At 50.8% G+C, this 13,864-nt stretch carries 13 protein-coding genes; 8 read left to right on the plus strand and 5 right to left on the minus strand.

Annotated elements, in window-relative coordinates; all coding sequences use genetic code 11:
• Positions 1-83: 83 nt before the first annotated feature.
• Positions 84-242 carry a DUF1127 domain-containing protein gene (locus tag J4E05_RS01070; protein WP_085593631.1) on the minus strand — a complete coding sequence of 53 codons (159 nt, stop codon included), beginning with the start codon at positions 240-242 and terminating at the stop codon, positions 84-86.
• 575 nt (positions 243-817) lie between these two features.
• Between J4E05_RS01070 and J4E05_RS01075 the strand changes: the two genes are divergently transcribed.
• Positions 818-1,759 (plus strand): HAD-IIA family hydrolase, encoded by a 942-nt coding sequence (locus J4E05_RS01075; protein ID WP_349591770.1) that lies wholly within the window; start codon positions 818-820, stop codon positions 1,757-1,759.
• Between the two features lie 101 nt (positions 1,760-1,860).
• Here J4E05_RS01075 and hemB read toward each other — a convergent pair whose 3' ends face one another.
• The 4 genes from hemB to J4E05_RS01095 all read right to left on the minus strand — a co-directional run bounded on the left by hemB (position 1,861) and on the right by J4E05_RS01095 (position 6,374).
• Positions 1,861-2,865, minus strand: coding sequence for a porphobilinogen synthase (hemB, locus tag J4E05_RS01080; protein ID WP_085593633.1), 1,005 nt, complete (start codon positions 2,863-2,865; stop codon positions 1,861-1,863).
• A 73-nt stretch (positions 2,866-2,938) separates the two neighbouring features.
• Positions 2,939-4,147 carry an MFS transporter gene (locus tag J4E05_RS01085; RefSeq protein WP_349591772.1) on the minus strand — a complete coding sequence of 403 codons (1,209 nt, stop codon included), beginning with the start codon at positions 4,145-4,147 and terminating at the stop codon, positions 2,939-2,941.
• Positions 4,148-4,183: 36 nt separating this feature from the next.
• A complete protein-coding gene (locus J4E05_RS01090) occupies positions 4,184-4,945 on the minus strand; it encodes a DeoR/GlpR family DNA-binding transcription regulator (RefSeq protein WP_349591774.1) in 762 nt (253 codons plus the stop codon).
• 139 nt (positions 4,946-5,084) lie between these two features.
• Positions 5,085-6,374: an O-acetylhomoserine aminocarboxypropyltransferase/cysteine synthase family protein gene (locus J4E05_RS01095; RefSeq protein WP_085592319.1), complete on the minus strand. Its 1,290-nt coding sequence runs from the start codon at positions 6,372-6,374 to the stop codon at positions 5,085-5,087.
• Positions 6,375-6,591: 217 nt separating this feature from the next.
• On the opposite strand from J4E05_RS01095, the gene J4E05_RS01100 reads away from it, so the two are divergent.
• The 7 genes from J4E05_RS01100 (at position 6,592) to J4E05_RS01125 (ending at position 13,850) form a co-directional block, all read left to right on the plus strand.
• Positions 6,592-7,731, plus strand: coding sequence for an acyl-CoA dehydrogenase family protein (locus J4E05_RS01100; RefSeq protein ID WP_349591776.1), 1,140 nt, complete (start codon positions 6,592-6,594; stop codon positions 7,729-7,731).
• Between the two features lie 39 nt (positions 7,732-7,770).
• Positions 7,771-8,853: an enoyl-CoA hydratase/isomerase family protein gene (locus J4E05_RS01105; RefSeq protein ID WP_349591778.1), complete on the plus strand. Its 1,083-nt coding sequence runs from the start codon at positions 7,771-7,773 to the stop codon at positions 8,851-8,853.
• 83 nt (positions 8,854-8,936) lie between these two features.
• Entirely contained in the window at positions 8,937-9,824 is an 888-nt protein-coding gene (gene mmsB / locus J4E05_RS01110) for a 3-hydroxyisobutyrate dehydrogenase (RefSeq protein ID WP_349591780.1), read from the plus strand.
• Between the two features lie 180 nt (positions 9,825-10,004).
• Positions 10,005-10,196, plus strand: a complete 192-nt coding sequence (locus tag J4E05_RS24045; protein WP_085592296.1) for a DUF6898 family protein — start codon at positions 10,005-10,007, stop codon at positions 10,194-10,196.
• Between the two features lie 356 nt (positions 10,197-10,552).
• Positions 10,553-11,476, plus strand: coding sequence for an ABC transporter permease subunit (locus J4E05_RS01115; protein ID WP_085592294.1), 924 nt, complete (start codon positions 10,553-10,555; stop codon positions 11,474-11,476).
• Complete coding sequence (gene livM / locus J4E05_RS01120) at positions 11,476-12,999, plus strand: high-affinity branched-chain amino acid ABC transporter permease LivM (protein ID WP_349591782.1); 1,524 nt, start codon at positions 11,476-11,478, stop codon at positions 12,997-12,999. The genes J4E05_RS01115 and livM overlap by 1 nt, the downstream gene beginning before the upstream one ends.
• Positions 12,996-13,850 carry an ABC transporter ATP-binding protein gene (locus J4E05_RS01125; protein ID WP_085592292.1) on the plus strand — a complete coding sequence of 285 codons (855 nt, stop codon included), beginning with the start codon at positions 12,996-12,998 and terminating at the stop codon, positions 13,848-13,850. Before livM ends, J4E05_RS01125 begins: the two co-directional genes overlap by 4 nt.
• Positions 13,851-13,864: the final 14 nt, after the last annotated feature.

A 13,864-nucleotide genomic window follows, 5' to 3' on the forward strand; every position in this document is an offset into this window, starting at 1 on the left:
TTGATGCATATAACAAAAAAGCCCCGGCGAATTTTCATCGCCCGGGGCTTTTTGATTTGGTCGGCAATATCGGCAGCCTGGTCTTAGTGACCAAAGGCAACGCGATGTGCAACATCGTCGATCTGGTCACGGTTAAGGCCGATATCAGCCAGTTCGCGATGGTCAAGGCGGGCCAGTGCATTCTGGGTCTGGTACTGGATCCGCAGGGCACGCAAGTAAGCAAAAATTTTGGTAAGGATCATTTTATCACCTATTTCAAACCGTCCGGACAGCGCCGGTAACTACATTCAGGGAACCGGCAAGTGATCCGTGTCATGCCCGGATGGCATGCTGAATGGCTCGACGTGTCGGTCTGCTATGTGCAACCAGGGCGACAAAGTTATCTTTGTGTGTAACCGTGTCAGTCGTGATCGCGTTATCTCTTGAGGCAGAAGATAGGCTTGGCCGCACGATTTAACCATTGCATTTTTTGCAGAGCAGGGCCGGATAAAGCGCAGAATTTAATCAAATGCCCAAAATATAGCCAATTGCTGCAATATAGAAGAAATAGTGATCTCTTTTTGTCCATGCACTCAGTGCATGGCTAATAAAATTACCCAAATTTTTAGTGTATTGGTTGTTCCCACCCATACGTGTAAATCCTGAAGAATTGTTCTTTTTTCGCTGTATTGATTTTATGTCTTTTTACAGGCACTGATGGTGCCTGACGGGGTGTGATGGGGTATGTTTTGCGATACCGGTTTTACGAATCGCAACAGAATCGTATTGATCTACAAAATAATGACGCCAATTTTTAATCGCGAAAGGCATATATATAATGACAGGTGCCAGACCTGCCCTTGACCGGGAAAGCGCCATTGCGGCTTATTTAAAATATGCAGACCGGATGCCACAGCTTGCAAAAGAGGATTTGCCCGGGCAGACGCAGGTTGCTCATAATATCCTGGAAATCGCCGATCAGTTTGATGTCATTATTTTTGATGCATTTGGGGTGCTTAATTCTGGCGTGCATGCGATCGCCGGTGCGTTATCGGCGGTAAAGGCATTGCGAGAGCGTGATATTGCATTGGCTGTTGTCACCAATGATGCGTCGAATTCACCAGAAGCGATTATTGCCCGTCATCGCAATCGTGGATTTGATTTTACCGTCGACTCACTGGTTAGCAGTGCCAAATATATAGTTCCAATGATGAGCCGCCATTCCCATGTGACACGCTGGGGCGTTATGGCGCCCCAGCATTGGCCGATTGCCAGTTTGCCGGGCGACGCGGGCTTTTTGGGCGATGATCAGAATTTTTATGACACAGTTGACGGGTTTATTCTGATTGATTCAGATGAATGGAATGATGAACGCCAGCATTTACTGGAAACCAGCCTTGCCAGAAAACCGCGGCCAATATTGGTGGGTAACCCCGACATTTGTGCCCCGATGGGCGATTTTTTGTCGGTTGAGGCCGGGTATTTTGCGCATCGTGCTGCCGATGTCTGTGGGGTGATTCCCCAATGTGTTGGCAAACCGTACAGTGAAGTATTTGAGGATATTTTACAACGTCACCCTGCCGTTGACCGCAGTCGCATCCTGATGGTGGGCGACACCTTGCATACGGATGTTTTGGGGGGCCTCGCTGTTGGAATTCAAACGTTGCTGGTAACCCGGGGTGGTTTTCTTGATGGCTATAATGATCTGACGGGGCTGTATCACCGGTCAGGTATTCACCCGCATTTTATTGCCCCTGCAATCGGGAACGGACTGGAATAAAAGTCGCCTTCGGATTGCAAAACAAAGGGTGTCGGAAAATTCATTCCGACACCCTTTGTGTTTATTGGCAGAATGCGTGCCCGATAGTCAGTCCTGGCTGATTATCCAAGATATTCGGCAACGTCGATTGCGCTATAGGTCAGGATGCCGGACGCGCCAGCGCGTTTAAAACAGGCCAGTGTTTCCACAGCACAAGCCGCGTAATCCAGCCAGCCATTGTCGGCCGCAGCGCGCAACATCGCGTATTCGCCCGATACCTGATAGGCAAATACCGGCACACCAAAACTTTCACGCACCCGACGAACAATATCGAGGTAAGGCAGGCCGGGTTTAACGATGACGGAATCTGCGCCTTCTTCAAGGTCATATGCCACTTCACGCAGGGATTCGTCACTGTTGGACGGATCAAGCTGATAGGTTTTTTTATCCGCCTTGCCCAATGCCGCAGCCGAGCCGATAGCATCCCGGAACGGACCATAGAAGGCCGATGCATATTTGGCTGCATAGGCCATGATCTGAACCTTTTTCAGGTTTTCCGTTTCCAGCACATCGCGAATGGCAGCAATACGTCCATCCATCATGTCAGACGGGGCAACAACGTCGCACCCGGCCTGGGCCTGAACCAATGCCTGACGCACCAGGGCTTCGGTGGTTTCGTCATTCAAAATTTCGCCGTTAACAACAACGCCGTCCTGCCCATTGGAATTAAACGGATCCAGGGCAACGTCGGAAATGATGCCAAGGTTGGGACAGGCATCCTTGATGGCTTTGGTTGCTTCGCACACAACATTGTTGGGATTGTAGGCTTCGCGTGCATCTTCGGTTTTCAGGGCCGGGTCAATATACGGAAACAGGGCCAGTGCGGGGATGCCAAGTTTTTCGGCGTGGCGCGCTGTCTCAACCAAAACGTCAATGCTTTGGCGTTCAACGCCCGGCATTGAGGGAATGGCGACACGCTGATTGCGACCGGAAATGACGAAAACAGGCAAAATAAGGTCATCAACACTTAGGCGTGTTTCAGCCACCATCCGCCTGGACCAGTCGGTCATGCGGGGGCGACGCAGGCGGGTGCGGGGGAACGTGCCATAACTGACAGGATGGGCCATGATCAATCTCTTTCACGCGAATTAGACGGTGGTGGCGTATGAATTAGTTTTATGCGGCAGATTTAAGCCGTGATCAACTATTGCGGACGGTTTTTAACCGTTTACGCATGCTGGTCAGATATACCGGAATGATCAGGCTTAAAAAGCCTGCCACCAATAAAAAGGCGTTTATCAAACCATAGCGCTCGCCAACTGCGCCAATTACTGGCGGTCCGGCCATTAGGGCGGTGTAACCGATGGCAGCAATGGTAGCCACAACTGTGCCGCCACTTTTTCCGGTGCTGGCCGCAGCACTGGAGATCAAAAGCGGCAATATGACAGCAAGACCGGTTCCGGCAATAAAACACCCCAGCCACGAAATCAGGTAATGCGGTGAAAGGGCAATGATCAGATAGCCCGTTGTTGCAAGGCCGCAACTGGCGATCAGGACCGGCGCACGGCCCAACTGCATTACCAGCCAGTCTCCGGAAAGGCGCGTGATTGCCATTGCGGCCGAGTAAAAGGCAAAACCGGCAGCAGCAACACTGACAGGGGTATCGAGAGCCCTTATCATTAAAACGGTAACCCAGTCGGTAATCACACCCTCGCCAAATTGTCCGATGAATGCGCAGATGCCAAAGGGCAATAAAAGCCAGAAAATCGGGCGTTCGGTGCCGGTTTTTGGCTGCTTGCAAGGCGGGCTGGCAGGTTGGGAGATATCGGGGCCTGACGTGGCAGGATGAACCCGATCTGACAATAACCCGCGTTGCAAATACCAGTGGGTTGCAAGCAGCATTATAACACTTACAGGGAGGTGCACAGTTTTTGACAGGGGCAGGGCAAACCACAATGTTGCAAACCCGGCACCACAGAATCCGCCCAGGCTCCAGAAACCGTGCAGACCGGATAAAATGCTTTTGCCTCGAATACGTTCAAGGCTAACGCCATTTGCATTCATGGCGATATCCATAAGTGCCGCGCAAAAACCCATGACAAAAAGGGTAGCTGCCAATGTTGGCAATGTTGTCATAAATAATGGAGCAACAAGCGAAGGGAAAAACAGGAGTCCCGAAAATTTGACAACAATGTTGGACCCGAAGCGATCTGAAAAACGCGCGGAAAACGGCATGGCTGCAATAACGCCGATGGCCGCAGCCAATAATGCCAGCCCCAGGTTTTCATGATTTAACCCAAGTTTTTCCTGCACCAGCGGGATATGGGGCACCCAACTGGCAAAACCTGCACCATGCAGAAAAAATACACCCCTACACCGATTGTGGGCAATGGCATGTTGGGAAATCATCGACCGTACCTGTTGAGATTTGTGCATTTGGCGGAGTTAAACCAGGACAACATCAATTCCATGTGTTTGGTAATTGGCAAGATAGCTTTTTGAAAGTTTGCGTCCGGTAACAAGTGTGCTGATGGCTTCGGCATCGCAAACCTTGAAGGGCATCCGGGTTTCCAGCTTGTCGGCGGTCGCAATGGCAATTACATCGCTTGAGCGGGCGATCATGGCGGCTTTGCTGGCACGTTCTTCGATCCGGCGTGTACTTACTCCAAGATCGGGGTGAATGGCGCAGGTGCCCAACACACAAATGTCTGCATGAAAACGGTTAATTTCTTCAACAGTTGATGGGCCTGACACTACCATGTCAGCCTTTAAGATTTTTCCGCCAATCATTATGACATCGGCATTGGCATGGTTTGCCAAAATCACTGCTGCGGCCGGATTAACGACAATGGCTGTTCCATGGAAGCTCTGCTTTAATTGTCTAACGACTTCCAGAACCGTTGTGCCGCTGTCAAAAAATACAACGGCCTCGTCAGGAATCATGTGTTGGGCAACATGGCGGGCGATAGCCGTGCGTTCAGGGCGAACTTCTTCGCTACGTTCCTGATAAGTTCCGTCATCGGATGCCGGTAAAATTGCGCCTCCGTGAATGCGGCGCAAATTACCCTGCTTTTCTAACTGGCGTAAATCGCGGCGGATGGTATCTGCCGAGGTATGCAGCCTTTCGGTCAGGTCATGGATATGAACAGTGCCAAACCGTTTTAACAACCTGCTTATTTCATATTGACGGGCGTTGACGCTGGACATGAGTGTTTGCCTGTTTTGCACATTTTGCCGATTTTGCCGGATTTATTTTTAAGCGGCTAGAAAACGGGCGTCAATAAAAACCGGCCACGTCAAAACGTGGCCGGTGTTCGATGCAAGGCAACTCAGGCAAGTGACGGTCTCAAACGAGAGCAAGTGCCTGTTCAAGATCAGCGAGAATATCGTCGATATGTTCGATGCCAATGGAAAGCCTGATGTAGCTTTCACTTACGCCCGATGCGGCAAGTTCGGATTTTGACATTTGTGAATGTGTTGTTGTCGCAGGGTGAATGGCCAGCGACCGTGTGTCGCCAATATTGGCGACATGGTAAAACAGCTTCAGGCTGTTGATGAACTTTTCGCCCGCTGCCCGACCGTCTTTTAATTCAAACCCCATGAGCGAACCGTATCCACCTTTCAAATACTGGTCAGCCCGGCGGCGGGTTTCACCATCTTGCAGGCTGGGGTGAATGACCTTGGCAATTTTGGTGTGGTTTTGCAAAAATGTAGCCACTTTGTTGGCATTTTCGCAATGGCGTTCCATGCGCAAGGGCAACGTTTCCATGCCCTGAATAATTTGAAACGAGCTAAGCGGCGAGGCTGCCGCACCAACATCGCGCAGCAACGTGCAACGCAGTTTGATCGCGTATGCCACCGGGCCAATCGGTTTGACAGCTTCGGTCCAGATAGCGCCATGGTAGCTGGGATCTGGCTGGGTCAAAAGCGGGAAGCGTTCTGCATGTTTTTCCCAGTCAAACTTACCTGAATCAACAACAATCCCGCCAACCGATGTGCCGTGCCCGGCAATGAATTTGGTGGTTGAATACATGACCACGCTGGCGCCATGCTCTATCGGGCGGCACAGGACCGGGGCGGCAGTATTGTCAACAACTAGCGGAATCCCGAGATCATCGCCAATATCGGCGACTTCGCGTAACGGGAAAACCTGCAATTTGGGGTTAGGCAAGGTTTCAGCATAAAATGCCCGGGTTTTGTCGTCGGCCAGTTTGCGAAAGTTTTCCGGGTCTGCCGGGTCGGCAAAACGCACTTCGATTCCCATTTGCCGAAAGGTGTTGGCAAACAGGTTCCATGTGCCTCCGTAAAGATCAGTTGAACTGACAATATTGTCGCCTGCCTGGGCAATGTTAAGCAGGGCAAAGGTTGTTGCCGCCTGGCCCGACGCAACGGCAACGGCAGCAGCGCCGCCTTCCAGAGCGGTAATGCGTTGTTCCAGCACATCGTTTGTCGGGTTCGTCAGGCGGGTATAAATATTCCCCAGTTCTTTAAGGGCAAACAGGTTGGCCGCATGTTCCGTATCGCGAAACTGATAGCTGGTGGTTTGGTAAATGGGTACTGCGACGGAGCCGGTGGTCGGGTCTGCGCGGTACCCCGCATGAAGAACAATGGTTTCCGGGTTTTTGCTGTCTGTCATTTCCATTTCCCTGTTGGTGTTTTTAAGGTGTTTGCCGCAGTAAGGCATATTAATTCCGTACGGACAAGATGGTGCCGAACCGCACGTACAGGTTGGTTGCAGTTTTTCCTGATATTCATAATGGCGTATTTCGGTAAGGTTATGCCGAATTAATTGACATCGGGTGTTTTTCACGTTTACGTAAAGGGAAACAATAGCCCTGATGAGGAAATATCCGATGGAGTTCGCCCTTTCCGACGACCAGTTGGCCTTTCAGCAGGCTGCCCGCGATTTTGCCGCTGGCGAAATGGCGCCGCACGCGGCCAAATGGGATGCCGAACATATTTTCCCCGAAGAAACCTTACGCCAGGCCGCTGAAATGGGGTTTGCTGCAATTTATACCCGCGATGATGTTGGCGGTTCAGGGTTGGGGCGTCTGGATGCGGCGGTGATATTTGAAGAACTGGCAACGGCGTGTCCCTCGACAGCGGCCTATTTATCTATTCATAACATGGCATGCTGGATGATTGACCGGTTTGGCAGCGAGCGCCAGCGCCAGGAGTTTTTGCCCAAACTTACCCGAATGGAACATTTCGCCAGTTATTGCCTGACAGAACCGGGTTCCGGGTCTGATGCCGGGTCGTTGCGGACCCGGGCTGTTCGCACTGGCGACACATATGTGCTGAACGGCGAGAAAGCATTTATATCGGGCGGATCACGAAGCGATATTTATGTTGTGATGGCGCGCACCGGTGACGAAAGTGCCGCCGGGATTTCGACCTTTCTGGTGCCTAAAGATGCACCGGGCCTGTCGTTTGGCAAGCTGGAAGAAAAAATGGGCTGGAATAGCCAACCGACATCGGCCGTCATTTTTAGTGATTGTATTATTCCGGCTGAAAATTTGCTGGGTGCAGAAGGCGACGGTTTTAAATTTGCCATGAAGGGGCTTGATGGTGGCCGCTTGAACATTGCGGCATGTTCGATTGGCGGGGCACGGGCGGCAATGGAGCATGCGCGTGACCATATGAAGGTGCGTAAACAGTTTGGCAAACCGCTAGAATCGTTTCAGGCCCTGCAGTTTAAATATGCCGATATGGTTACCGAACTGGAAGCTGCACGGTTGTTGCTGCACAAAGCTGCTTGCAAACTTGACGAACATGCACCTGATGCCACACAATTTTGTGCCATGGCCAAACGGTTTGCCACCGATATTGCCTTTGCTGTTTGTAACGATGCCCTGCAATTGCATGGTGGGTATGGTTATATTCGTGAATATCCCGTCGAAAGATTGCTGCGCGATCTGCGTGTGCATCAAATCCTTGAAGGAACAAATGAAATTATGCGGGTTATCATCGCGCGCGCTGCGTTGCGCGACTAGATTGGTGATAACTACAAGGCCAAATGCAGGAGCATTAATATGAGCGATGTCGGTGTTTATTTTGCTGTAAATGGTGCAGTGGGCGAGATTTATCTGGACCGGCCTAAAGCCCTTAACGCGCTGACATTGCCAATGGTCGATGCCATCCATCATCAGATGCAGGCATGGGAAAACGATCCATCAGTTGCTGTTCTGACGATTGAAGGCACGGGTGACAAAGCATTTTGCGCCGGTGGTGATATTCGCGGGTTGTATGATGCGCGTAAAAATAACGAACCGGCATTACTGGATGTCTTTTACCGGCGGGAATATTTGTTAAACCACTATATGGCGCATTACCCCAAACCCTGTATTGCCTTGCTGGATGGCATTGTGATGGGCGGAGGTGTTGGTGTCTCGGTTCATGGCCGATATCGCATGGTGACGGAAAAAACCATGTTTGCAATGCCGGAAACCGGTATCGGTTTTTTTCCCGATGTCGGCGGTGGATATTTTTTGCCCCGATGCCCTGGCGCGACCGGAATGTATCTGGGCCTGACCGGTGCGCGCCTCGGCGCTGCGGATTGTTTATATACCGGTATTGCGACACATGGCTGCCAAAGCAGTGATATTGCAAGGATAAAACAGACATTGGTCAATGCTGATTTCGGGGTGAAAAACGACAACCAGATGTCCCAGGTTTGTGAGCAGGTCGAACAGATTTTAAAGCAGTATTCCCATGATCATAGTCCGGCATTAATTGCGGAACATCAGGTGGAAATTGATACTGTTTTTGGTGCAAACACGATTGTGGATGTGATGGAAAAACTTGAGGCATCAGGTTCGGAGTTTGCAATCAAAACATTGAAAATGATCAAAACAAAGTCGCCAATGGCATTGGCCGTTACGTTTAAACAGATACGTGAAGGCGCAAAGCTGGATCTTGCCGGGGACTTGAAAATGGAGTTTCGTCTAAGCCAGCGTATGGTTGAAAAACCTGACCTGTTTGAGGGGGTCCGCGCCGTAATAGTGGACAAGGACCACAACCCGGTTTGGGCGCAGGGGGATGTTGGGCAGGTTGACCCGCGAGATGTGGATGCCTTTTTTGCCCCGTTGCCAGATGAACAGGAACTGACCATTTAGCGCGGGCAGATGCATATAACCATCAGGTTAATATCAAACAATGAAAACCGGTTATGACCGGACTATCAGAGGAGACGGTAAAAATGGCAAAGATTGGTTTTGTCGGGTTGGGTAATATGGGCGGTCCGATGGCGGCCAACCTTATTCGGGCCGGGCATGATGTGAAGGTGTTCGACCTTTCGGCTGATGCGGTAAAAGCAGCGGTGGAGATTGGCGGAACGGCGGTAAATTCGCTGGCGGATGCTGCAAGTAATGTGGATGCCGTTGTAACGGTGCTGCCTGCAGGTAAACATGTGTTGGCTGTATATGACGGGCCGGAAGGTCTTTTGGCCCATGCCGCCCCGAATACGTTATTTATCGATAGTTCGACCATCGATGTTGATTCTGCCCGCAAAGCCGCCGATTTGGCGCAGACTGCCGGTATGCGCCCGGTAGATGCCCCTATTTCCGGGGGTGTTGGTGGTGCAACAGCGGGGACCCTTACCTTTATGGTGGGGGGGAGTGAAGATGCCTTTGCTTTGGCTGAGCCAATTTTGCAGGCGATGGGCAGCAACATTATTCATGCCGGTGATAACGGTGCCGGGCAGGCGGCTAAAATTTGCAACAACATGATCCTTGGCGTCAGCATGATTGCCGTTTCAGAGGCCTTTATGCTGGCCAAACGTCTCGGTGTCGATGCCCAGAAACTGTTTGATATTTCATCAAAGGCATCCGGCCAGTGCTGGTCACTGACCAGTTATTGTCCGGTTCCTGGCCCGGTGCCGGCGTCACCTGCCAATCGCGATTATCAGGCAGGTTTCGCTGTTGATATGATGTTAAAAGATCTGAAATTGGCCCAGCAGGCCGCAGCAGGTGCGAATGCAACCACCCCGATGGGTGCTTTGGCCGAAAGTTTATATGCGATGTATAGTGCCGGGGGAAATGGCGGACGTGATTTTTCGGCAATTGTCAAAATGCTTGATGGCGAATAAAGCCTGCTGATCTGATGCAATTTTATCATCCTACAGCATAATTCACTACGACGATGCGGAGGATTTATGTCCTCCGCATTTTTTATATCCAGATTCGGCGCATTTGGTAGTATTGTTGCTCTTATACCAAGTTATACTTATGCTTTGCGTCGCAGTCAAAAATGCTATCCGGGATAAATTATGGCACCTGCTTCATCCAAAGGACGGGAAATATTTATAGAATTCAAGCAGGTAGGGCAGTACTTGCGCTGCACTGCCATTGATTCTGCTACCGGGCAGGAGGTAACTGTCGCAGGACCCGTTTCACGTAATCCAGAGCAACTAAAGCGTGTCGCGGTACAAAAACTTGAATACGTCCTGAATAAGGGATAAAATATACAATATTGAAACGGTTGGTTGTTCCACCATTATGGTAAAAAATTCTATCCAGGGGTGGGAAAACGGGAGATTCAACCAATTTTTCAAACACGCTTGCAGCCTTTGACCACATGTGTCTAAGGTTCCAACCGTAAATCGCGTTTTCGAACATAGAATCACATTAGAATGATCGCGTTCGTAAACTTAAAAGCGGGGATACCCCGATAACAAAAAGACGGAGGCTGCGGAGGTTTGCGAGGGGGCAATGGGGAGATGGGTTCTTACCCAACAACATTTGTATATCCTTGTTCTTTGCCTTCAGCCTTGCTGTCGAGGACGGCGTTTGTCTGTGCCAAATCTAAGGTTGAGCAATGGATTGGGCTTATTTTTTACAACAATTGATCAATGGACTGACGCTTGGCGCCATTTATGGCCTCATCGCGATCGGTTACACGATGGTCTATGGCATCATCGGCATGATCAACTTTGCGCACGGCGAAATCTATATGCTGGGCGCCTTTCATTCCCTGATTACGTTCCTGATTTGTCAGGCGGCGGGAATTAGCGGCATTTTGCCGTTAACACTTCTTTTGATGCTGGTCGTATCAATGGTCATGACCTCGGTTTATGGCTGGGGCGTTGAACGCATTGCGTATCGACCGTTGCGCGGGTCTTTTCGCCTGGCAGCATTGATCTCGGCTATTGGTATGTCGATCTTTTTGCAAAACTTTGTGCAAATTGCACAGGGTGCGCGCGTCAAACCAATGCAACCGTTGATCAAGGGTGGCATTACGCTAATGGAAAGTCCGAACTTTAATGTTCAGCTTAGCTATATGCAGATTGTCATCATCGTGCTGACCTTTGTGCTGATGGTTGTGTTTTCGACCCTGATCGCCAAAACATCGCTTGGTCGTGCCCAGCGTGCCTGTGAACAGGACCGGACGATGGCGGGCTTGCTTGGCATCAATGTGGACCGCACCATTTCGACGACCTTTGTTATGGGTGCTGCCCTTGCATCTGTCGCCGGGATGATGGTTACCCTGTATTATGGCGTGATCGACTTTTATATTGGCTTCCTAGCCGGGGTTAAGGCATTCACCGCTGCAGTTCTTGGGGGTATCGGTTCGCTGCCAGGTGCCATGCTTGGCGGTTTGCTTATTGGCCTGATTGAATCCTTCTGGTCGGGTTATCTCACCATCGAATACAAGGATGTTGCGACATTCGGTATTTTGGTTCTGGTGCTGATCTTCCGTCCGTGGGGCCTTCTGGGCAAACCGGAGGTGGAGAAAGTCTGATGTCGTCTTTACTTACATCTTCGCGTGTTACCCCGGTAGACATTGCCAAGGAACTGGCGTTCTTTGCTGTATTGGCCGTCATGATGTCGATCATGATTTTGGGTGTTGAAACTGTTGACCGTCCGACCGGACTTGAACTTGCCCTGCGTTGGGACCTTGTGCTTCTGGCGGTTTGTGCAACGGTTGTTGGCCGTCTTGGCCTGATTGTGCGTCGTGAACATCTGTCCCGATTGCTTCAGGCCGCGCTGATCGTCATTTCAGCGTTAATGGTTTTCGAAATGTTCGTTCGTTTCCGCGACCTTGACGATCGCTGGGTGTCACCTGTCACGTTTGATATGGCGACACAAAGTGTTGGGCGCGCGATTTTCTTCATCTGCCTGATCGCGGTTGTCTTTGCGATCGCCTATTTTTCGTCGGCCAAAGGTCGTCCGACCGGGGATAAAGACGAAAGCAACAAGATTTCCGCCAGACTGCAGGTTGCCTATCGGACCAACACCAAAAAAGTCGGTATGCTCGGGATTGCCTTTTTCATTATCTTCCCGTTCATTTTTGGCGAAAACCGCTCTGCAATCGACCTTGCAACGCTTGTCATGATTTACATCATGCTTGGTTGGGGGCTGAACATTGTGGTCGGGCTTGCTGGCCTGCTTGACCTTGGTTATGTCGCATTTTATGCGGTTGGTGCATATTCCTATGCCTTGTTGTCCCAGCATTTCGGTCTCAGCTTTTGGCTGTGCCTGCCGATGGCGGGGCTGTTCTCGGCAAGTTTTGGTATCATCCTTGGTTTTCCGGTCTTGCGGTTGCGCGGCGATTACCTTGCCATTGTGACGTTGGGCTTTGGTGAAATCATTCGTGTGATCCTGATTAACTGGTACGATCTTACCGGTGGTCCTGACGGTATTGCATCGATTGAACGTCCGTCGTTTTTTGGTTTGGCCGATTTCTCGCGCCGGGTGCCAGAAGGCGTTACGCGTTTCTCCGACCTGTTCGGAATTGAATATTCGTCGATGCACCGTCTGATCTTCCTGTATTACCTGATCCTGATTTTGGCGCTGGTGACCAATTTCGTAACCATGCGTTTGCGGAAACTACCAATCGGGCGTGCGTGGGAAGCCCTGCGCGAAGACGAAATCGCCTGCCGGTCACTGGGGATTAACCCGACCAACACCAAACTGTCGGCTTTTGCCATCGGTGCGATGTTTGCCGGTTTTGCCGGGGCATTCTTTGCCACCCGTCAAGGGTTTATCAGCCCGGAAAGTTTCACATTTCTTGAATCTGCCGTTATTCTGGCCATCGTTGTGATGGGTGGCATGGGCAGCCAGATTGGTGTGGTGCTTGCCGCAATTGTCATGATTGGCTTCCCGGAAATGTTCCGCGAACTGGCCGAATACCGCATGCTGATTTTCGGTGCCGGTATGGTTGCTATCATGTTGTGGCGTCCGCGCGGTCTTTTGTCTTTCCGTGATCCGACAATCTTGCTGAATATGAGCAAGAAAGAAAAAGTTGCCGGAGAAAAATCATGACCGACAACAAGTTGCTAGAAGTTGAACATCTGACAATGCGCTTTGGCGGGCTGGTCGCAATTGACGATTTGTCCTTTACGGCGAGAAAGCGGGAAATCACGGCAATTATTGGCCCGAATGGTGCTGGTAAAACCACAGTGTTTAACTGCCTGACCGGGTTTTATGTCCCGACGGAAGGGCGGTTAACACTTAGCGCTAATGATGGCCCGCGTTTGCTGGAGCGTACCGAAGGTTTTCGCATTTCGCGAAATAACGGTGTTGCACGTACTTTTCAGAACATTCGTCTGTTTACCGGCATGACGGTTCTGGAAAATCTGGTTGTTGCCCAGCATAACCGTCTGATGGATGCGTCTCTGTTTTCGCTGGCCGGGTTGTTTAACCTCAAACGTTATGCCAACGCGGAAAAAGAGGCACTTGAACGGGCAAAGTTCTGGTTGAATAAAACCGGGCTTTACGAATTTGCCGACTGGAATGCAGGTAACCTTCCTTACGGGAACCAGCGCCGATTGGAAATTGCCCGTGCCATGTGTGTTGAACCTTCGCTTTTGTGCCTTGATGAACCGGCCGCAGGTTTGAACCCGCGTGAATCTGCTGAATTAAACCTGTTGTTGCAAAGCATCCGGGATGAGCAGGGCATTGGTCTGTTGCTGATCGAACATGACATGAGTGTCGTGATGCAGATTTCAGACCATGTTATCGTGCTTGATTACGGCAAGAAAATCGCTGATGGCAACCCCGAGGCCGTTAAAAACGACCCCGCGGTGATCCGTGCCTATCTGGGTGAAGAAGAAGACGATGAACTTCCGCCGGAAGTTGCCCAGGATCTTCATCTTGACCCAAAGGCACAGTGAGGGAGAAGGCGATA

The organism is Thalassospira sp. NFXS8 (assembly GCF_040148805.1).
Taxonomy (GTDB): domain Bacteria; phylum Pseudomonadota; class Alphaproteobacteria; order Rhodospirillales; family Thalassospiraceae; genus Thalassospira.